Annotated in this window: 18 protein-coding genes; 8 read left to right on the forward strand and 10 right to left on the reverse strand. The window is 55.6% G+C overall.

The annotated features are described in order from the left end of the window. Positions 1-108: 108 nt before the first annotated feature. From VGC33_RS01955 to VGC33_RS01965, 3 genes are all read right to left on the reverse strand, one after another. Positions 109-876 (reverse strand): DUF481 domain-containing protein, encoded by a 768-nt coding sequence (locus VGC33_RS01955; protein WP_331118482.1) that lies wholly within the window; start codon positions 874-876, stop codon positions 109-111. 625 nt (positions 877-1501) lie between these two features. Beyond that, positions 1502-2425 (reverse strand): kdo(2)-lipid IV(A) palmitoleoyltransferase, encoded by a 924-nt coding sequence (gene lpxP / locus VGC33_RS01960; protein WP_331118484.1) that lies wholly within the window; start codon positions 2423-2425, stop codon positions 1502-1504. A gap of 287 nt (positions 2426-2712) precedes the next feature. After that, entirely contained in the window at positions 2713-3906 is a 1194-nt protein-coding gene (locus VGC33_RS01965) for a TCR/Tet family MFS transporter (protein WP_331118486.1), read from the reverse strand. A 199-nt stretch (positions 3907-4105) separates the two neighbouring features. On the opposite strand from VGC33_RS01965, the gene VGC33_RS01970 reads away from it, so the two are divergent. After that, entirely contained in the window at positions 4106-4744 is a 639-nt protein-coding gene (locus VGC33_RS01970; protein WP_331118488.1) for a TetR/AcrR family transcriptional regulator, read from the forward strand. Positions 4745-4872: 128 nt separating this feature from the next. Further along, positions 4873-5790, forward strand: a complete 918-nt coding sequence (locus VGC33_RS01975) for an NADP-dependent oxidoreductase (RefSeq protein ID WP_331118490.1) — start codon at positions 4873-4875, stop codon at positions 5788-5790. Positions 5791-5958: 168 nt separating this feature from the next. On the opposite strand, the gene VGC33_RS01980 is transcribed toward VGC33_RS01975, so the two are convergent. The 4 genes from VGC33_RS01980 to VGC33_RS01995 all read right to left on the reverse strand — a co-directional run bounded on the left by VGC33_RS01980 (position 5959) and on the right by VGC33_RS01995 (position 8683). Continuing rightward, positions 5959-6447 carry a hypothetical protein gene (locus tag VGC33_RS01980; protein ID WP_331118492.1) on the reverse strand — a complete coding sequence of 163 codons (489 nt, stop codon included), beginning with the start codon at positions 6445-6447 and terminating at the stop codon, positions 5959-5961. Between the two features lie 174 nt (positions 6448-6621). Next, positions 6622-6834, reverse strand: a complete 213-nt coding sequence (gene cspE / locus VGC33_RS01985; RefSeq protein WP_131864725.1) for a transcription antiterminator/RNA stability regulator CspE — start codon at positions 6832-6834, stop codon at positions 6622-6624. Positions 6835-7328: 494 nt separating this feature from the next. After that, complete coding sequence (locus VGC33_RS01990; RefSeq protein WP_331118496.1) at positions 7329-7628, reverse strand: hypothetical protein; 300 nt, start codon at positions 7626-7628, stop codon at positions 7329-7331. Between the two features lie 215 nt (positions 7629-7843). Then, positions 7844-8683, reverse strand: coding sequence for an N-acetylmuramoyl-L-alanine amidase (locus VGC33_RS01995; RefSeq protein ID WP_331118498.1), 840 nt, complete (start codon positions 8681-8683; stop codon positions 7844-7846). Between the two features lie 684 nt (positions 8684-9367). On the opposite strand from VGC33_RS01995, the gene VGC33_RS02000 reads away from it, so the two are divergent. Beyond that, positions 9368-9952, forward strand: coding sequence for a trypsin-like peptidase domain-containing protein (locus VGC33_RS02000; protein WP_331118500.1), 585 nt, complete (start codon positions 9368-9370; stop codon positions 9950-9952). 275 nt (positions 9953-10227) lie between these two features. After that, on the forward strand, positions 10228-10977 hold the full coding sequence (locus VGC33_RS02005; protein ID WP_331118502.1) for an SDR family oxidoreductase: 750 nt from the start codon (positions 10228-10230) through the stop codon (positions 10975-10977). A gap of 36 nt (positions 10978-11013) precedes the next feature. Here the strand turns inward: VGC33_RS02005 and VGC33_RS02010 are convergent, their stop codons facing one another. Then, positions 11014-11643 carry a TetR/AcrR family transcriptional regulator gene (locus tag VGC33_RS02010; protein ID WP_331118504.1) on the reverse strand — a complete coding sequence of 210 codons (630 nt, stop codon included), beginning with the start codon at positions 11641-11643 and terminating at the stop codon, positions 11014-11016. Positions 11644-12147: 504 nt separating this feature from the next. On the opposite strand from VGC33_RS02010, the gene VGC33_RS02015 reads away from it, so the two are divergent. The 4 genes from VGC33_RS02015 to VGC33_RS02030 all read left to right on the forward strand — a co-directional run bounded on the left by VGC33_RS02015 (position 12148) and on the right by VGC33_RS02030 (position 18566). Then, complete coding sequence (locus VGC33_RS02015; RefSeq protein WP_331118506.1) at positions 12148-12615, forward strand: outer membrane lipoprotein; 468 nt, start codon at positions 12148-12150, stop codon at positions 12613-12615. 52 nt (positions 12616-12667) lie between these two features. After that, on the forward strand, positions 12668-14128 hold the full coding sequence (locus VGC33_RS02020; RefSeq protein ID WP_331118508.1) for an alpha/beta hydrolase: 1461 nt from the start codon (positions 12668-12670) through the stop codon (positions 14126-14128). 201 nt (positions 14129-14329) lie between these two features. Next, the gene (locus VGC33_RS02025) at positions 14330-15463 is read left to right on the forward strand and encodes an efflux RND transporter periplasmic adaptor subunit (protein WP_331118510.1); all 1134 of its coding nucleotides are present in this window, start codon (positions 14330-14332) and stop codon (positions 15461-15463) included. A 10-nt stretch (positions 15464-15473) separates the two neighbouring features. Then, entirely contained in the window at positions 15474-18566 is a 3093-nt protein-coding gene (locus tag VGC33_RS02030; protein WP_331118512.1) for an efflux RND transporter permease subunit, read from the forward strand. Positions 18567-18571: 5 nt separating this feature from the next. On the opposite strand, the gene VGC33_RS02035 is transcribed toward VGC33_RS02030, so the two are convergent. Together VGC33_RS02035 and VGC33_RS02040 are read right to left on the reverse strand one after the other, a co-directional pair. Continuing rightward, positions 18572-19537 (reverse strand): acyltransferase family protein, encoded by a 966-nt coding sequence (locus VGC33_RS02035; RefSeq protein ID WP_331118514.1) that lies wholly within the window; start codon positions 19535-19537, stop codon positions 18572-18574. Positions 19538-19836: 299 nt separating this feature from the next. Further along, positions 19837-20430: a hypothetical protein gene (locus VGC33_RS02040; RefSeq protein WP_331118516.1), complete on the reverse strand. Its 594-nt coding sequence runs from the start codon at positions 20428-20430 to the stop codon at positions 19837-19839. Between the last annotated feature and the right edge of the window lie 307 nt (positions 20431-20737).

Genomic DNA, 20737 nt, shown 5'->3' on the forward strand with positions numbered 1-20737 from the left:
CTCTGTGTCGGGTAATAGTACATCAAGCGGCAAGCTCTTTGTCCAGCTCAAGATCGCTAAAACGTGACAAAAAAAACCAAAATAAGATTTTAACCAGGCAACAACCTGCTATTGCATATTGTAGACCAGTGATACCGCCGTTTTGGTATCGGTGTGTTTCGGCGCACTGTCCGGCGTGGTACTGTTATAGGTGACATCATAGGTCATCTTTAACGCAAAGTGGCTATTGATCGCCACGCTCAGCCCGGTTTCGGAGTTCGCCGTGATATCCTCGTTACCCAGGATGGAAACCCCTTGGATAAATTGCGTGCTGTCGGTCAACTGATAGGCGTACGATGCCGCGCCGTAGGCCAGCGCCTTGGTCTGGTTGCCGCCGCCCTGGAACTCATCATGCCTTACGCCAGGACCCGCTTCCAAACGCAGGTGGCTGACCGGCCCGTTCAGAATCTGCCGGCCGTAACCGGCGGCAAGCGTGGAACGCGAGCGATAACCGTTGAAACGATCGCTTAACCAGCTACCCTGCGTGAACAGGAAATTATCGTCATCAAGGTTATGACGCGCGCGCGCGCCGGCCTGATATTTTTCCGAAGACCGTTCATCATCGGTCGAATTATTCGCCGCTTCAGCCCAAAGGCTGTAGGCGTTGGTCGGCTGGAACCAGGTCATGGTGCTGCTTGCCGCCAGCGAAGAGCTGGTGGAGTTGCCGGACTGTGCGTTGTAGCCGGCCTGAAGATTGCCGTCGAACGTTTTTTTCGCGGTGGAAGGATCGTCCAGCGCGGTAAAGATATCCGTATCAGCAAAAGTCGAAAAACTAGCCAGGGACATTCCCAGGATAGTCAAAAGCCATACTGCCCGAGAGCGGCCATTGCGTAACATAATTTACCTATCAAATGATTTTGGGGTTTTTAAACCAGCGAGTAACGAAAGGCTGTTAGTGTAACGAATCGACACGGCAGGTGTACTGGTAATTTTTTGTAATATTGGTAACAAAAATTAATGCACCGCATTTTTTTTGCCGCTGCGGAGGATTCACCCGGCCCGGCGTATAACAAAAAAATGAGCGTTTTCAATATACTTGTATGATGATTTCTATTATTTTCACGCTAAACCTGTCCACATATCCCCTGCGGATGACCGGGCGGAACTTTTAGGATTAATCCTAAATATAGCTATCTTATTGTCAACACTGCATATATTTTTCAATTACGCTTTCCCTGCAACAAACATCCCCTGAGCGGCACAATATTTAACGTTTAACTAACAAATAAATTGCGCTTATCAGAGTCATCCAAAATAGTGCGCTGAACAGGAACACCAGTGCCCAGGCCCTATAGTGCGTAATATGCATTTTCGCGGATCCGTGAACTCATGATATTTAAGCAGACAGTATAAGATATTACGCAGGAGTCTATGGGGAGATGAAAGCGGTGAATTGGCGCTATTTCAAGCGATGAGCGGGGGCCGGCGGCAGGCCATGGCGCCCTGGCCGCCCGCGCGACGCTTAGCTATAGAGTGACAGTTCGCCCAGCGGCCGCGTTTTGAACCGACGGTGCATCCACAGGTATTGATCCGGCGCGCGCATGATTTCCTGCTCTATGATTTTATTCATATAGCAGGCAGCGGCCATTTCGTCATCCACCGGATAGTTTTCCAACTGCGGCTGGATCAGCAGGCGGTAGCCTCTGCCGTTCTTTTTACGGATCAGCACCACCGGCACCAGCTTGGGTTTCGCCAGCCTGGCCAGGGTATAGGTACCCCGGGTGGTGGCCGCCCGATCAACCGCGAAGAACGGGGCAAAAATACTGCCGCGCGGCCCATAATCCTGATCGGGGGCAAACCATACCGTTTCCCCCTGCTTCAGCGAATGGACCATGCTGCGTAAGTCCTTGCGATCCAGCATCGCCTTGTTGGAGCGCATGCGGCCCCAGGTCTGCACCAGCTCCATGGCTTTATTATTATGCGGACGGTACATGGCCATCATCGGCTGGCACAATCCCATGGCGCGACCGCCCAACTCCAGCGACATAAAATGGATGCCGATAACCATAACGCCCTGGTTGTGTTCATTGGCCCGCTGCAGATTGTGCAGACCGTAGACATCAAACCAGCGTTTGACCCTGGCATCCGGCCAAAACCAGGCCATGCCGGTTTCCATCAGGCCCATACCGGCGGAAGTGAAATTATTGATAATGGTCCGCTCGAGCTTTCTTTTATCCATGGTGGGAAAGCAGAGTTCCAGGTTGCGCCGGGTTATGGCGGCCCGGCGTTTCATAAACGGCATCGATAAACGGCCAAGCCAGCCGCCCAGGGTGTACAACACTGGATAGGGTAGCTGCACCAGCAGGAATAACACACCCAGGCCAAACCAGGTCAGCCAGTAGCGGGGATGCAGGAGCGAAAGGGAAAATTTTTGCGGGTGTGCCATTTCATCGGTTCTTCATAATGTTGTTGGGAGCGCCCTATGACGCCCGCCATGATTCTAACCCTACTTATTAAGCCATTTATCGCCAACGTTTATCAGCGAAAAATTCTGATAATTCTTTTCCTGGGAAGGAAGATAGCCGCACTGACGAGAGCATGGGGCGCGACCCCACTGATTATCCCCCATATTACCATATACCGGGTCGAGATTTACCTAAAATGACACGAGGTTATTCACCCGCCCCGTCTGGGCGGACATAATTGATAACGATTACTGACGGAATTCAAGCTCTAGGGTATTAACGCCGCTGCCGGCTTCTTGAATCGCAAGCCGAGCACCAGGGGCACCACGCTCACGTAAACGACGACCACCGACAGCCAGATTGCGCCGGGCCAGTGCGCCCTGAAAACGAAATAGAGGCTCGAGAACCCCAGCGGGCAGACTATCGAGGCCAGACTCAAGGCCGAGGCGATCACGCCCTGGAACTGCCCCTGCTGGCTCTCATCCACCTGCCGGGTGGCCAGCGACTGCAGGGCCGGCGCGCCAATTCCGCCGAGGGCGAATACCGGCATGATGGCGAAAATCATCCAGCTCCGGGTGGCGAAGGCCATAACGATCAGGGCGATGCATGTGCCGGCGACGCCCGTCAGAATGGTCGCGCGCTCACCCATGAGCTTCACCGCGGGGCCGGGCAGGAATGCCTGGGCCAGCGTTTGGCAGACACCGAAGGCGCCGAGTGAAAGGCCGATCCAAAGTCCGTTCCACTGAAAGGCATCGCCGCCCCAGAGCGCCCAGCAGGTACCGTAGACCTCGCCTGCGGCGCTGAAGACGAAAAAGATAAGGGTGATGGGCAGCAGGCTTTTTACCTCGAATACCCAACGCAGCGGCCGCAGAGGGTTCAGCGCCGCCAGGTCGATTTTGCCCCGGGTCGGTGTGCGCGACTCCGGCAGCATCAGGAACGCCAGCAGAAGATTAGCGGCGTTCAGCGCCGCCGCCGCCATAAAGGGCAGGCGCAGCCAATAATCGCCGAGAGCGCCGCCGAGCACGGGACCGATAATGAAGCCGATGCCGAACATTGCGTTGAAAAGGCCAAAGCGGCGCGCGCGCATATCCTCGGGAGAGATGTCGGTGATATAGGCGGTTGCCACCGAGAGATTGGCACTGGTCAGGCCGGCAATGGCGCGGCCGAGCAGCAGCATCCACAGCGAGGGCGCAAATGCCAGGAACAGATAGTTGACGGCCGCGCCGGCGAGCGAGATCAGGAGTATCGGCCGCCGGCCGAGCCGATCGCTCAGCGAACCGAGCACCGGCGCGAAGAGAAACTGCATCACCGCGTACAGGGCCGTCATTATGCCGATGGAGAACGCCACGTTTTCAACGTGGGTAACCTCCCGCAGCAGCGCGGGTAAAATCGGAAAGATAAGGCCGATGCCAACGGCATCAAGGACAATGGTGGTGAAGATAACGACAAGCGGTTTATTCATGGCAAGCTCAGGTTGATGCGGGCGCGCATGACAGGGGGCCGTTTCGCGTCGGCGCGACGATGGCCAGGAATGTTGCCGGACGGGTTCCCGCCGCGACAACGCATTTTGCCAGACATTTTTCCCATTGGATTTCCCGTAAATTATAACTATACTAAGTACAAACTTATACTCAGTATAAAAATAAGCCATCAGGAGTTTTATGTCAATGCCATCCGATCGCCGATCCCGTAAGCGCCTTGCCATGCGACAAAGCATTTCCAATACCGCCACCCGCCTTTTCCTGGCGCGGGGCTTCGATCGGGTCACGGTGGACGAGATTGCGGCGGCGGCCGATGTCGGACGGATGACCGTGTTCAATTATTTTCCACGTAAGGAGGACATGTTCTTCGATCGCGACGAAGAGGGCCGCGAAATCCTGCGCGATGCGTTGCGGCAACGCGATCCCCGCGTCACTCCGGCCGAAACGTTACGTTTGCTCGCACATCAAATGGTCGCGGAACAGAGCCCTTACGTCGAATTTTCCGCTGCGAGCCAACGCTTTTTCGCGGCCATTGAGGGCAGCGAACCCCTGAAGGCCCGGGCCAGGGCGATACGTGACGAGTTGGCGCTGGTCGTCGCGGCGGCGTTATCCGAATGCGTGGGGCGCGAACCTACCGATCCCGTGGCCCATTTGGCGGCCGGCCTGCTCCTGGCGACGTGGAACGTGGCTTTTATCCAGGCGCACCGCACCTTTCGGCAGCGGCGGGATACCGGAGAAGCGCAAGCCGTCTTTCTTGCTATTGTCGATAAGGGAGCCGCCGGCCTGCGAGCCGCAATGGCGGGCACGCCTTACGCCTGAGCCATCAAGGCCGCTGCGGCGACGCCTTGCCGATATTTGTGCCTGTCCGGGCAACGAAAACGAACCCGCGGGTCAAGGCGCCCTTCACTACGCGCCGCCTTTCCTGCATTTTTTCAGTGGAGATTTTCATGAAAGCAGTTCAATTCAGTCAATATGGCGGCCCCGAGGTTCTGCGGGTGGTCGACGCAGACGAGCCGCATGCCGGTCCCGGCCAGGTGCGGATTGCCGTCCACGCTGCCGGAATCAATCCTTCTGACGGGATGAAGCTTCGATCCGGTCGCTGGCGGGACCGGCCCATTCCGCTGCCTTCGGGCATCGGAGTCGAAGGAGCGGGCGTGGTGGACGAAATTGGCGACGGCGTCACCAACGTTTCCCGCGGCGACGCCGTCTTCGGCTATGGTAGCAACATGATGGCGCAATACGCGGTTCTGACCCACTGGGCCCGCAAGCCAGAGGGCCTGCCGTTCGACCAGGCGGGCGGATTCCCCGTGGTGGTCGAAACCGCAACGCGCATTCTGGCGCAGGTTGGCGTGAAACGCGGCCAGACACTGCTGGTGAACGGAGCGGCCGGTGGCGTCGGCACCGCGGTTATCCAGTTCGCGCGCTACCACGGGATCATCGTGATAGGCACCGCCAGCGCGCCAAAGCATGATTACCTGCGCGGACTGGGCGCCATCCCGACGACATATGGTCCGGGCCTTATTGACAGGGTCGGCGAACTCGCGCCGGCCGGGGTGAATGCGGCACTCGATCTCGCGGGCGCGGGCGACATCCCTATGCTTATCCAACTGGTCGGCGATCCTTCACGCGTCCTCTCCATCGCCGATTTCACGGCGCCACAGCACGGCGCCCAGGGTTCTTTTGCGGCGCAGAAAAATCCGCAGCGGGCACTGGACGAGGCGGCGCGGCTTTATTTGGCAGGCGTTTTCCGTGTTCCCCTGGAAAAGACCTTCCCCCTCGAACAAACCGCGCAGGCGTACAAACTCAGCGCGGCGGGGCATGTCACCGGCAAGCTGGTCATCACCCTCGCCACGATGTCCGGCTAGATGATGCGAAACTGAAGGCGCGAGGCTGGACCGCGCGGCGCGGAGAAGTTGAAAACAGGAGGGTGTTGAGGCGCAGGGGTTAAGTACGTGGCGTGCCAGCGCTACATTTATCGACCCATAACGCCTGCGTCGGCGGCGCGGGCGTTATGGGATGCATCAACATCTGCGTTATTTTCGTCTTCTTTCCACGCTGCTGGTCTTTTTATGGGGTTTAGCCGCCTGCGGCTTGGGCGCGGCCTCATCGGCGAAAATATAATCACCATTTTGATAGACGACAAAGGCCTGGCATTCAACGGTCGGCTTTTCTACGCGGTGCAACGTCAAACGGCTATAGCGCATGACGCCATTGTTTACCGTGACCGGACTGTACTCATTTTTGATATTGATGTTGTACAGCTTGTCCCCGCGCCAGGTCAGCTTGCCTCGGCGCTCGATGGTACGCTGCCATTGACGGCAATCAAGCGTATCCCCCGACCGGGTCACGATAAAAGTGGCGATGGCCGCCGGATCGACCAGGGCCTTTTGCGGCCCGGAGGTCATCCACACACCCGCCACGTCCGTTGGCGCGGGGGTCCTGGCCGCATCAGGATAGTCGACGTAGCTGGCGCACCCGCTCAGGGACAACGCCAGCAGACCCCAGACAGTATTTTTTGTCATACCCATATCCTTATCAAGTCGAGGCGGAATGTTAACATTAAATACGGTGAAGACAAAAAAAAACCCCGACAGAGTCGGGGTTCATAATCTTTGGGTTGGGTCAGGGTTACTTGACTGCTCCGGCCTGGGCCATCATCGCTATCGCAAGAACCTTACCACAGCCTCAGCTGTATATTACAGCGCAACGACGTTAGTTGCAGACGGGCCTTTCTGGCCTTGTTCGATGTTGAACTCGACCTGTTGGCCTTCGTCCAGGGTTTTGAAATCATTGCTCTGGATTGCAGAGAAGTGAACGAACACATCTTTGCTACCGTCAGCAGGGGTGATGAAACCAAAACCTTTACCAGCGTCAAACCATTTTACTGAACCAGTCATTTTATTAGACATTGTTGTTTCCTTTTAAATAGGGCCGCCATAAGGCGATTGTGGTCTGCTTGTCAGGATTTACTTATGGGAGCACTAGAGAAGGAAATTCCTCGGAGATACGGTATCTTGATATATCGTCTTTACCGGAACAACTTTACTAAAATGACATTCATAAATAGGTCTGTACTACAAACCGATGTCGCTATTTACACATAGGGCGATGGTGATAGCAAGCACTTTTTTATTATTAATTTTTTACCCATAAAATGTTGCATAATTGCATCTTTATACTACGCCGGCCAAAGTGCGGCCATGCAAATGACTCATTATCAACCTAAAAATAATTTATCGCCGGCCACGAGATAATGCGATGAACGTGGGCAAACGGCCTGTTTCGCTGTGGCGATAAGCACATTTTTGGGGAAGCCTGAAGGTTGCTGCAGGATAACCAACGCAGTAGGGACAACAGAACTGACTACCAGACCTGAAGGATAGCCCCCGAAGAGGTTACCGCATCAGACCGCGATAATTTGATCAGCGACGATGGAATAACCGCCGTTCCATTCCATCCGACCGGTAATGGTCAAACGTTCACCGCGCAAATGCGCCATCAGCTCCAGCGCCATGATGTCAAAACCAACCACGGTGAGGGGATAGGAGCTGCGCTTGTCGCTTTCCGCCAGGATGGTGGCTTTTACCATGGGACGCCCGGTGTTGCCTTTGATCCGGCTCGGGGACTTGGTAATGACGCCTGATAGCGTTGTGGTGATTGGCTTGGTGTTGGCTTCGATGGGTTGCTGATTACTCGAATTCATGACAGGTATACCTCCGCATTTTCATTTTTCGCCTGAAACAACATTCTATTTTACCTGATTACACACCGTTTGTGTGAGTGATTGTGTAAGTATCGCGCAGAATTATGCCAATAGGGCGCCGGTCCACGTCTTGGGGAGACCACGGGGTCGGATTTTATCCTGGTCAAAGGGTGTCGGCTCGCAATGTCCCCCGCCCTGAAGGGCCGGGGAGGCGATCATGTGCGGTATTTTTCCAGTAGGGCCAAGGCAATAGCCTCGGTTTGCGCGTCCGCCCGGCCGGAGATATCACCCGGACGGAAATGCATTTGGAATGCGCTGATAACCCGGGTCGTTTCTTCATCGGCCTTGCCATGCTGCGGCAGACGATAGCCGTATCGGCCCAATGCGCGCTGGATGTCGGCCACCGGCGCCTGCGCGTCCGGCGCCCTGCCCGCCAGATATTTATCCACGGCATTTTTATCCGGCCAGGCGCCGATGCCGCGTTCGGCCAACTGGGCCCACGGAAACAGCGGTCCGGGATCGGATTTCCTCAGCGGCGCGATATCGCTATGGGCAACCACGTTATCGGGTTTTATGCGATAGCGCTGGATAATGTCTTTCGCCAGCCGCGCCACCAGTTCCACCTGTTCAGGAGCGTAGGGATACCAGCGTTTGCCCGCCGCCGACTCGGTAAAACCGGTATTCACGATCTCGATGCCGATCGAGGTATCGTTGAGATTGCTGCGCCCGTTCCAGTCGCTTATCCCGGCATGCCACGCGCGCTTGTCCTCCGGCACCAGCAGACGCGCCACCGGCTTGCCGTTGACAACCGGCGGAAGGGACGACACCAGATAATGCGCGCTGCCCGCGCCATGGGTCAGCAATGCCAGCGACTCCCGATCGTCGACGGCGGTATAATGTATAACCAGATAACGCACCCGGTCGTCCTGATTCAACGAGGTTACGGACGTATCGACCCAATAGTCACCGCAATCGGTTAGCCCGGTTTTCCCGGCGCAACCGGCCAGGATTAATGCCAACGCTATGGATTTGCCCGCTATGGATATCTTTCTCATGGATAATTCCCGTGGTGAAAAGAAAATCTTAACGTCCGCGCCATGAACCCACCCTAAACAAGACGGCGCCTTGGCGGGTCATTACGCTGCTTTGCCATTGCTTACCGAGCGAACTCGTCCTACAAATAAGCAGGGTTATATTGTTCGCGTATGCGTTAATTTAACCTGTTCAATCACCTTAATTTCAGGAATAAATTTAGCTTTATTCAGCATGAGCCACTGCTGATGTATCCTGACCGCCACGGGAATTTTAGCGATATTTTTCGGTAATATTTTATTAACATGCCAGGCTGGATTTTCTTACCGGCACGCTTTTGTCCACCGAATGGAACTCCGGCGGATCTCTCGCGGATTCCCTTGGTGTAATTACCGGGTAAACTTATTTTTGTAAAAAAATAAAATATTTAAAAACAAATGCTTATATAAAAAAATAATGCATCATGCTTAAAAACAGAATGGATGTGATTGATGACTCGATTATTTGACTTAAGTAAGATGTTTTAATTTATTCTTTCCATCTGCCCATTTTTTTTAACCGCGCCTGGAGAAAAAAAATAATAAATTCCATTTCCGATCTAAAGAATTCCCGCTCCAGGCCGTTAATCCTACTGGCATCACATAATAGCCAGGCTTGATCAATCCGCCGATCAATTTTATCACCAGCACAGCGATGAAGCGGCAACGATGAAAATTAACATCCTTTTTACTTTATTTCCTTTGTTGTTATCGGCATGCACCGGTGTCGGCCATTACAAAGTTGATCAGACTGCGGAAAATAAGGCGGACTTCCATTTTATCGGAATTCCGGTGCTGGCGGGAGCCATCGGATCCAGCTTTCCCCTTACCGCCAAGTACAGCCTTACCGCCGGACATGTGGCGAAAATGATGATGGTCAAGGTCAAGGCATACAACCCGCTTTGCGATGTGGCCATTATTTATCACGACAACACCGGGCGCACGTTGCCCAAGCTTGAGACGGCGGGCAAGGGCGATAAGCTTAGCCTGTATGGCTATAACGCCTATACCGCCATGCCGACCTCATCGAGCGGCGTGTTAAAGGAATTCGGCTGGTGGGATAAGCCCGGCACCAGTTGCCTGGTCGGCCTGAGCGACGCCGGCGGCGTGCCGGGAATGAGCGGCGGCCCGGTATATGCGCAGGATGGCGCCGTGGTTGGGGTATTCACCGCCACCCATCCGAAACGTAATCAAACCATGTTTGTTCCCTATCAGGAAATTGCCGGCTGGGTCACCCGGGAAACCAAAAGCTAAGCGACAACCCCGGCTTAGCCGCCGCGCCGACGGCGCCACATTGCTCCCCCAGGCGGGCCTTCTCCTCTTTATCCCCTCCCCGCCGCCCTCGGCGGGAAGATGTGCCTTGATTTCAACAAAGCATTCCCACTAATTTCATAACGTTTGATATGAAAAACATTGACGCCCGCCTCCCCACCCTTTAATTTCGTAATGTTGATTACGAAATTACTGGATATCATTCGCCGGAACCTCCGCCGGCAATGTTTACTTAACTGTATAACCAAGGTGAAATCATGAGTCAGGCACTCCAGGGTAAGATTGCGCTGGTCACGGGCGGCAGTACCGGCATCGGCCTGGGCATCGCCCGCCAGTTTGTTAACGAAGGCGCCTTTGTCTTCATCACCGCGCGCCGGCAGGCGCAGCTTGATGACGCGTTGGCCGAGCTGGGCGCCAATGCGCTGGGCATCCAGGCCGATGTCGCCGATCTCGGCGCGCTCGATAGCCTTTTCGCCCGGATCAAAGAGCACAAGGGACATCTGGATATCGTGGTCGCCAATGCCGGGGGCGGCGAGTTGCTGGGCCTGGCCGATATCACGGAAGAACACTACGATCGCACGTTCAATATCAACGTCAAAGGGGTATTGTTTACCGTACAAAAAGCCCTGCCCCTGCTGGCAAAAGGCGCGTCGGTTATCCTGACCGGTTCGACCACGTCGGCTATCGGCGGCAAAAACTTCAGCGTCTATAGCGCGACCAAAGCCGCCATACGCAACTTTGCCCGCAGCTGGATACAGGATCTCGAAGGGCAGGATATCCGCGTTAATGTCCTGAGTCCCGGTCCGGTCAAGACGCCGGGATTGCTCGGTCTGGTGGCGTCGGAACAGCAGCAGGCCCTGGTGGACAGCTTTGCGGCGCTGGTGCCCCTGGGAAGAGTCGGCCACCCGGATGAAATCGGCAAAGCGGCAGTGTTCCTCGCCTCGGATGCGGCAAGTTTTGTCAATGGCGCCGAACTCTTTGTCGACGGCGGTCAGGCGCAAATCTGACGGCCGCCGGCAGTGGGCAAAAAAACGCCGAGCTAGCTAAAGGGAGTGCGTGTCGACCGGCCATGCCCGCATGGCGGTATCCACCACGGCACGGGCTTCCTGCGCGGAAATACCTTCTTTGGCCTTAATGGACAGGCCATACAGCACCGTGGCAAAAAAGCCGGCCAGCGCGGCGGCGTCCGTCCGGGCGGGCACATCGCCCTCGGCGATACCCTGCCCAATGCGCCGACAGAGCGCGCGTTCCGCCTCTTGCCGGGCCTCGGTAACGATTTTCTGCACGGACTCCGACGCGGCGGAACAGTTGATAACCGATAATGCCAGCATACATCCGGGCGGCGTGCTGACATCGGCAATACTGTCGACCGCCTGGTCAAGTATGCGTTCCACCGCCGCCCGCGCGGTTTTCTCCTTAAGCGCCTCGGCCTGGTAACGGGCCGGGCCGTCGATATAATGCGCGACGGCGTCCAGGAACAGATGCTCCTTGTCACCAAATGCGCTATAAACGCTGGGCGTGGTGACCTGCATGACCTTCAGCAGTTCGGCCATCGAGGTGGACTCATATCCGCGCAGCCAGAACAGACGCATCGCCCGCTCCAATACCGCCTCGCGATCGAATGAACGGGGCCGCCCGCGCGGCTTGCCGGAAGGGGATTTTAAGCTTTTCATAACGATCGATTCTAAATTATCGCCGACGCCGCGGCAAGGTCAAATTATCGGCCGGCCTCGCTGGATAAACGACGATATCGACGATATCGACGGTTTTTCACCCTTTTTGAGCCCGGACGCTTAAGCGGCTAAATTATTGCAACATCTCTCTAGCTTATTTTGATCAATATCTCACAAACACGTAATAAATAATGTTTATATAGTGACAAGCCAGGGCATTTCTCGTTAACGGCGAAAATTACACAACCCTATTTATTAATTAATTTGATATATAAATATCCGTATTATCGGCTTGGGCTACGACCGGGCGACTTTTTTCGTGTTCTCCGGCGTTGGTTATTGCCAAGACATCACCACGGACGCTTATATGCCACTGGCTACCCTATACTGCCGTTACGAGTGACGAAAACCAATTATACATTTAATAAAAATATTTAATATAAATATAGTACCACGCATAAATCCGCCTATGCACGATAACGTCAAGAATAACAGGGGCTCATGATGACCAGAATATCTCTTATCATTGCTATCTCATTGGCGGTCCTGAGCGGATGCGCCGCCAACCGTACCTCATCCGGCGATACCTTCACCGCCGCGCAGGCCAGGCAGGTTCATACCGTCACCTACGGCACATTGGTCTCCGTACGGCCCATAACCATACAGGGCGGTAATGGCGAAAATGCCGGCGGCACCATCGGCGGCGGCGTAATAGGCGGATTTTTGGGCAATACCATCGGCGGCGGATCCGGGCGCGGACTGGCCACCGCCGCGGGCGCCGTAGGCGGCGCGGCGGCGGGCGCGGGGATACAAAGCGCCGCGAACCGCAGTCCGGGCGTGGAGCTTGAAGTCCGTCGCGACGACGGTTCAACCATTATTGTCGCCCAAGCGCAGGGCACCAGTCAGTTTTTTGTCGGACAGCGTGTCGCCATCGCGTCGGGCGGCGGCAGGGTAACGGTTTCACCACGCTAACCATGCCACCGTCCCGCCGTAGGGGCAATGTCGTTTAATAGGGAGTATCGCTATGCTTTTGCGCGCTTTTCGCCGGTGGGCCGTTCGTTTATTGGTGGTCGCGATCGTTTTGGCTATCGCCGCGTTCGCCATCAGGATCCTTGAAACCGAACGCGGCCCGGACCTCCAGCTGTGGCATACGTTTGTGCCCAAAGATATGCACGCGGATGAGATTGACAAGGCGACATGGGCCGATTACATCGCCGCCGAGGATAAACTCTTCCAATCCGTGCGGGAAAATGTGACCGATAAGCTTGATATCAGCCAGCAGACACCGTTAAACCGCTATTTTTCCGGCAGCCCGATCTATCCCGAGCGCTTCGCCACTAACTGGAACCGCTCTTATGTATTGATGCCGGAAGGAACGCCAAAAGGCGCGGTGGTGCTGCTGCACGGCCTGACCGACACGCCTTATAGCCTGCGCCATATCGCCGAAAGTTACCGCCAGCAGGGTTTTGTGGCCATCGGCATCCGTATGCCCGCTCACGGTACGGTGCCCGCGGCGCTTACCGACGTCAAATGGGAAGACTGGATGGCGGCCACCCGTCTGGCGGTACGCCAGGCCCGGCTACTGGGCGGCGATGTGCCATTGCATCTCGTGGGCTTTTCCAACGGCGGCGCGCTGGCGATGAAATACGCGCTCGACGCGCTCGACAATGCGCAACTGGCGAAGCCCGCCCGGGTCATTTTGATATCGCCCATGATTGGGGTGACGCGGTTTGCCCGTTTCGCGGGTCTGGCCGGTTGGCCCGCCTTCTTCCCCGCCTTCGCCAAGGCGGCCTGGCTTGGGATCGTGCCCGAATTCAACCCGTTTAAATATAACTCTTTCCCGGTAAATGGCGGCCGGCAATCCTTCGAACTGACTCGGGCGCTACAGCAGCAGATTACCCGTGATGCCGCCAATAACCGGTTGGACGCCCTGCCGCCCATATTGACGTTCCAATCGGTAATGGACTCGACCGTCAGCACCCGCGCGGTGATTACCGCGCTGTATGAGCACCTGCCGGCCAACGGCAGCGAAGTCGTGCTGTTCGATTTAAACCAGGCCGAAAGCTTTGGGCCTTTGCTTCGGACCTCATCCTATCTTGCGCTGTCGCGCCTGTTGCCGCCGCCGCCGCGCCGCTATACCGCCACCATCGTCACCAATGTCGCCGTCGACAGCCTGGATACACTGGCGCGCACCACGCTTGCCGGCCAGACGCAAGAAACCACCGAGCTGCTGGGAATCGAATATCCGGCGGATATTTTTTCCCTGTCGCACGTCGCACTGCCCTTCCCGATGAGCGACTCGCTATACGGCCGCTACCCCCAGCCGAAGGACCAGTATGGCATCAGTTTGGGCGCGTTTGCCGCCCGCGGCGAACGCGCGGTGCTGGTGGTGGGTTTGGATTCATTAATGCGCCTCGCGTCCAATCCTTTTTACCCTTATATGCTGAAAAGGATAAATGCGAAAATCGCCATGGACACGCCATAATAATGGCCGGCTGACAAAGATAAATCCTATTGCGCCATCCGCGCCAGAGGTTGGCGCAAAATATTATTTCCAATAAAATTATAATTTTTTCTTCACTATTTATGCGGCTTTCTATTTATAAAAAAAAGAACGCCCCCCTAAAGCCTGTATGACGTCTCAATATTAAATAATATAATTTAATAATTAACGGGTGTGTACATAATGGGTAATAAACCAGGTGCGAGATTTATCAATACCGCCGTTCTTTTGTTGACGGCGATGTCGTCATTGCCATTATCAGCCGCGCCGCCCCCGGCCGTTACCGTCGCGGTTATTGCGCAAAGCACGCCGCAGCGCGCCCATTATTACCTGGGCCGCATCGAGGCCGTCCAATCGGTGGATGTGATGACCCGAACCGAAGGGTTTATCGCCCGCCGGGAATTCGCCGATGGACAGTTGATAACCGCGGGCGACGTGTTATTCGAGATCGATCCCGCCCTGCACCAGGCCTCGGTCGCCCAGGCCCAGGCGCAGGTGGACAGCGCCAACGCCGGCGCGCGGCATGCCCAGGTCAACCTGACGCGCTTGCAACGCCTTGGTGAGCAGCGCTCCGTAAGCCGCGCGGACGTCGATGCGGCGGTGGCGCAGCGGGACACCGCCAATGCGGCGCTGGCCCAGGCCCAGGCCAATTTACGCGTGCAGGAGCTACAGCTCGGCTTTACCCGCATCCTGGCGCCCATCAGCGGCCGCATCGGTCACAGTAATTTCAATACCGGCAGCCTGATTAACCCGGCGAGCGGTGCGCTGGCGCATATCGTACAGATGGATCCCATCCGGGTGGCGATTGCCATCAACGAACGTGATTATATTTCCGTTGCCTCCCGGCTAAGCGGCGATGCCGAGGATCTGTCCGCCAGCGGCTATACCCCCCGCCTGCGGCTGGCCGATGGCCAGGAATATGCGGAACAGGGGGTATTTGAATCGGTGGATAACCAGGTCGACAGCCAGACCGGCACTATCATCGTGCGGGCGCGTTTCGCCAATCCCCGCCATTTGCTGCTGCCCGGCGGCGTGGTAAACGTCGCGCTGGTGGCGGAGCGTGAAGAGCCGGTCGTCATGGCGCCCATCGCCGCGCTACAACAGGACCGCGAGGGCTTTTTTGTCTTGCTGGTCGATAGCCGCCAACGCGTGGAGGTGCGCCGGGTGCAAACCGGCGGCCAGTTCGAGCAGGAATATGAAATCAAGGAAGGTTTAACCGCGGGTGAGCGGGTAATCGTCGAAGGATTACAGCGCGTACGGCCCGGCATGGAGGTAGACGCCACCCTGGCCGCTCCATCACTCGATATTTCAAGATAAGGGGCGCGCCATGCTGCATTTTTTTATCCGGCGGCCAAAGTTCGCCATGGTTATCGCGGTGGTGATTACCATTATCGGTTTGACCGCCTTAACCGTGATTCCGGTGGAGCAATTCCCCACCATCGCGCCGCCGGTGGTCTCGGTCAGCGCCACCTATCCCGGCGCCAGCGCGCGCGACGTGGCCGAAGCGGTGGCCTCCCCCATCGAGGCCCAGGTCAATGGCGTCAGCCATATGCTTTATATGGAATCCAACAGCGCCAACAGCGGCGGCTACCAGCTTAATATCACCTTCGCCACCGGTACCGATCCCGATATGGCGGCGGTCGAGGTGCAAAACCGAATTTCCCAGGTCAGCGCGCAGCTGCCGGCCGAAGTGAATAATAACGGCGTGACGGTACGTAAGCGCTCTTCGAATATTCTGCTGGGCGTTAATGTATTTTCACCTAAACACACCCATGACAATCTCTTCGTCAGCAATTTTACCAACCTGCGTATTCGCGATGCCATCGCCCGTATCAACGGCGTCGGCGACGTGCAAATTTTCGGCGCGCGCGATTACAGTATGCGCATCTGGCTTGATCCGCGGCGTATGGAAGCGCTCAGCGTCAGCGTACAGGATATCGTCCAGGCGCTGCGCGATCAGAATATCCAGGCCGCGGCGGGACAAATCGGCTCGCCGCCCATACCTTCCGGCCAGCAGCGCACCCTGGCCATCAGCGGCCAGGGACGACTGCTGGGCGCGGCGCAGTTTGCCCAGGTCATTATCCGCGCCAATCCACAGGGCGGCACGGTGCGGCTGGGCGATGTGGCGCGGGTGGACCTGGGCGCGCAGAACTACCAGGTTAATTCAGCGCTGAACTCAACCGACGCGGCGTTTATGGGCGTGTATGCCGCCCCAGGCTCCAATGCGCTGAACGTGGCCAATGCGGTCAGGACGGAAATGGCGCGGCTGGCGCAAACCTTCCCGCCGGACCTGGTGTATGAAATCAAATTCGATTCTACCGTCACGGTCACCTCCACCCTCGATGAAATCGTGATCTCGCTGGTGCTGACGCTGCTGGTGGTACTGGTGGTGGTGTTTTTATTCCTGCAAAGCCTGCGCGCGACCTTTATCGTGGCGCTGACCATTCCGGTGTCCCTGCTGGGCACCTTTGCCGTGTTGTTTATGTTTGGCTATTCCGCCAATACGCTCAGCCTGTTTGCCATTATCCTTGCGCTGACGGTAGTGGTGGATGACGCCATTGTGGTGGTGGAGAACGTGGAGCGCCTACTGTCGCAGGACGAAACGCTGACGCCCGCGGCGGCCACCGGCCTGGCGATGACGCAGATCGCCGGTCCGATCGTCGCCACCACGCTGGTGCTGCTGGCGGTGTTTGTGCCTATCGCCGTCCTGCCCGGCATTACCGGGGAGCTGTACCGGCAATTCGCCATTACGCTCTCCGCCGCGGTCATCCTGTCGAGCATCAACGCCCTCACCCTCTCGCCGGCGCTGTGCGCCGTATTGCTGTCGCGGCGTGACCTGCCGACCACCGGCATTTTCGGCGGTTTTAATCGCGGCCTGAACGCCATCAGGGACGGTTATGTTCGCCTCGCCCGGCTTACCGGGCGGCATGCCGCAACCAGCGTGGTGATTTTACTGGCGGTGGGCGCGCTCACCTGGTTCGGCTACAGCCGGTTGTCTACCTCTTTCCTGCCGGATGAAGACCAGGGATTTTTCTTCGTCAACGTGCAATTACCCGACGGCGCCTCGCTGCCCCGAACGCAACGGATAATGGACCAGGCATATCAATTGATACGGGCGAATCCCGCCGTGGCGGATGTGATAAAGATCACCGGCTACAGCCTGCTAAGCGGCGGCGGCGCGCCCAATACCGCCTTCGCCTTTGTCCTGCTTAAACCCTGGGGCGAACGCGAGCATGTCGACCGGGTATTGCCGGCTATCCAGGCCCAGCTATCAACCATAGCCGGGGCGATGATCATGGCGTTCAATCCGCCGGCGATCGCCGGCCTGGGCAGCGCCTCCGGCTTCGATTTGCGCATCCAGGCGCTGGAAGGCCAGACGCCGCAGGCGCTGGCGCAGGTAGCCGGCGCCGTGATCCTGGCCGCTAACGGGGATCCGCGGTTAAGCCGGGTATTTACCACCTTCAGCGCCTCGGTGCCGGAAATAGGACTGAGTATCGACCGCGAGCGCGCCGCCCTGCTGCAGGTACCGGTGAGCCGCATCTTTACCACGCTGCAAACCGCATTGGGCGGAATGAACGTCGGTGATTTTCCCCATAACGGCCGCATGTTTAACGTACAATTGCAAAACGATATGGATTTTCGCCAGCGGCAGGAACAGATCGGTCAGATCACCGTGCGCAGTGATAACGGCGCCCTGGTGAGACTGGCAAACCTGGTCCGGCTTTCCCCGGCCCTGGGCGCGCCGTTTCTCGCCAATTTCAACCAGTTCCCGGCGGTAACGGTCAGCGGTTCGGCGGCAACGGGGGTCAGCTCGGGACAGGCGATGGGCGCCATGGAACAGATTATGCACCAGCGGTTGCCCGCCGGTTACGGCTACGCCTGGAGCGGGATGTCCTGGCAGGAACAACAGGCTGGGGGACAGGCGGGTTTTATTTACGCCGCCGCGCTGGTTTTTGCCTATCTGTTCCTGGTGGCGCAGTATGAAAGCTGGAGTATCCCGCTGGTGGTCATGTTATCAGTGCTGTTTGCCATTGCCGGCGCGGTGGCGGGATTGATTGCTCTGGGATTCGCTAACGATGTTTACGCGCAGATAGGGTTGGTGCTGCTCATTGGCCTGGCGGCCAAAAACGCCATACTCATCGTTGAATTCGCCAAAGCCAGGCGCGAGGAAGGCGCCAGCATAGCCGAGGCCGCCCAGGACGGCGCCAGGCAACGTTTTCGCGCGGTGATGATGACGGCCATTTCGTTTATATTCGGCGTAATGCCGCTGGTGCTGGCGACCGGCGCCGGCGCGATGAGCCGCCGGATTATCGGGGTTACGGTGTTTAGCGGCATGCTGATGGCCACCGCCGTCGGCATCATTATCATCCCCGCGCTGTATCAGCATATACAACGATTGCGCGAGTGGGTGAAAAGGTAACCGGCCTAAAGGGAAATCAGCCGGGAGGTATGCTTATTCAACAATAACAGCCGAGAAATAATCACCGAGACCAAGAACACCGCCACCAGTAATGTAAAGCGAAGCGTCACGTTGTTAAGATCATAGGCGGTGGCGAACAGATAAAACACGCTGTAATGCACGATATAGACCCCCACCATGGTGGGACTGACAAAACCAACAAACCTGATGATAAACTTTTTTTTAATCTCCATATTCTCAAACAGCGTGAACAACAGTATGCACAGCAGCATAACAATCAGATGTTCCAGTATAAACCAGGGCACGATATTGCCGAACGCATGACTCGACAGATATTTCTCATAAAAATACAATGCCATGGCCGCCGGCGCCACTCCCAGGCGTGCGGTCGCCACTACTGCCCGGCACCGCGCCGCGACTTGCCCGCTGACGGAACCCATCAGTCTTCCGAACTGGTAGTAGGCGATCAATACCCAGACATCAAAATAGCCGGATAGCTGAATCTGGGTAAAATCCGCGCCGGAGACATTCCATAGATAGATAAAAATTGATATCGCCATAAAAAAACACATGAAGCCCAAGGTGAGGGTCAGGTTGTTAAGAAATCGGCTTATCATCGATTGAAGCAAATAAATAATTGCAATGCTCATCAATATTTCATTTTGCAAAAGATAGCCGCGCTGAAACAGCGAGGAATCGATAAAAAAGAATAACAGGTTCCAAAAAATAACTATTAAGACGATGGATTTTATTTTAAAAAATATATATTTACGGGTAATACCCCGATCTTCATCCATATATCCTATAATGATAAAAAACAGCGGCTTAGCGATTACAGACAAAAAATACAGCACGCTCATAAAATTGTCATGCAGAAAGCATTGATCATTGCATAGATGACTGGCTGAATAAAAAGTCACCGCGGAAAAGCAGCTCAGGGTTTTCAGGGCATGCTGGTTTATGTTTTCCATTAAACGCTATCCAGTCTGGCAAACTAGCAACGCAATACATAATGTACGCTTCCCGGTTTTACATCCTGTCGGCATACCCATTGGGTAAAATAATGAAGGTTAACATAACGACGCGTTGTGACTCTAGCATATGCCGGCGGGCGTCAACTGTGAGCGTAAGCGCTTTTACGCGCCGTGCGTCCAGCGGTTGGCGAAAAATAGTCGGGCCTGCCCGAAGCAATGGCTCAAAAAAGAACCCGCTGTACGGGCACTCAGAGCCAGGCCGCGGCTTGCAGTCATATTCTTCGCGCAGCGGCGCCTTAAATTAAGGTGCTTGTATGCAATTTATCTAATAAATTATCAACTATTTTTTTATAGATGGGGGTAAACTCTTCGCTCCCTTCAGCGGCAACATCCATATTCACTTCACCAATGGATTGATCGGTAAAAAAGAAAAAATATTTATTATTCCTTTTCAGAAACTTGCATACAAAATAATAATAGGAATTATTCCTTGTATCAGTGCCGTCTTCCAGTGCGATGCGTATGGTAAAAGCAATCGACAATTCCTTCGACTTATTTAACTCCTGAACATTTTTGACCAAAAACTCCTTGTTTATGCCCTCTCCGATAGCGACATAGCTCCCTTCAGACCCGTCGGGAAGATAAAAAAGGTTAGATTCAATGCCTAAAAATTCGAGAAATCCCGGCACAAAACCGCTTAAAGCCCCGTGAAGATTATCCCAATAATGAGTACGTGAAAGGATATAGTCCTCATAGGCTTTTTGTATTAAGGCGTAATGGCTCATTAGCATATCCCGAGGAACAAAAGTCGCGTCATCAATATCAGTATCCTTATCATAGTCGCCCCTGGAACTGCCCGCAAATCCTTCACCGGTCTTGCTAAAAAACATCCCCCCGGTGAAGCCCGGTGAACATCTCCCGCACTGGGTACGGTCAAGCGGGACGACGTTGCTAATGCGCCGGCACGCTTAAAAACCTCCTCTCTTGACGCCCTTTTTACATGCCCGTTTTGCATGACGACTGAACCATGGCATCATAGCGAACCTGGGCGCCACCAGCGGGCTCCAGGAACCATGGATGCCCTCGGCGCAGAAATCACTTTTTTACATATGACTAAAGTTAAACTCTACCGGAGCTTTTAGCAGAGGGACAAGATGTATAAATGCAGCAATTTTTTTTCAGCCGCCACCGCCCGGC

It is taken from the genome of Acerihabitans sp. (genome assembly GCF_036398755.1).
In the GTDB taxonomy this organism is placed as follows: Bacteria; Pseudomonadota; Gammaproteobacteria; order Enterobacterales; family Enterobacteriaceae; genus Acerihabitans.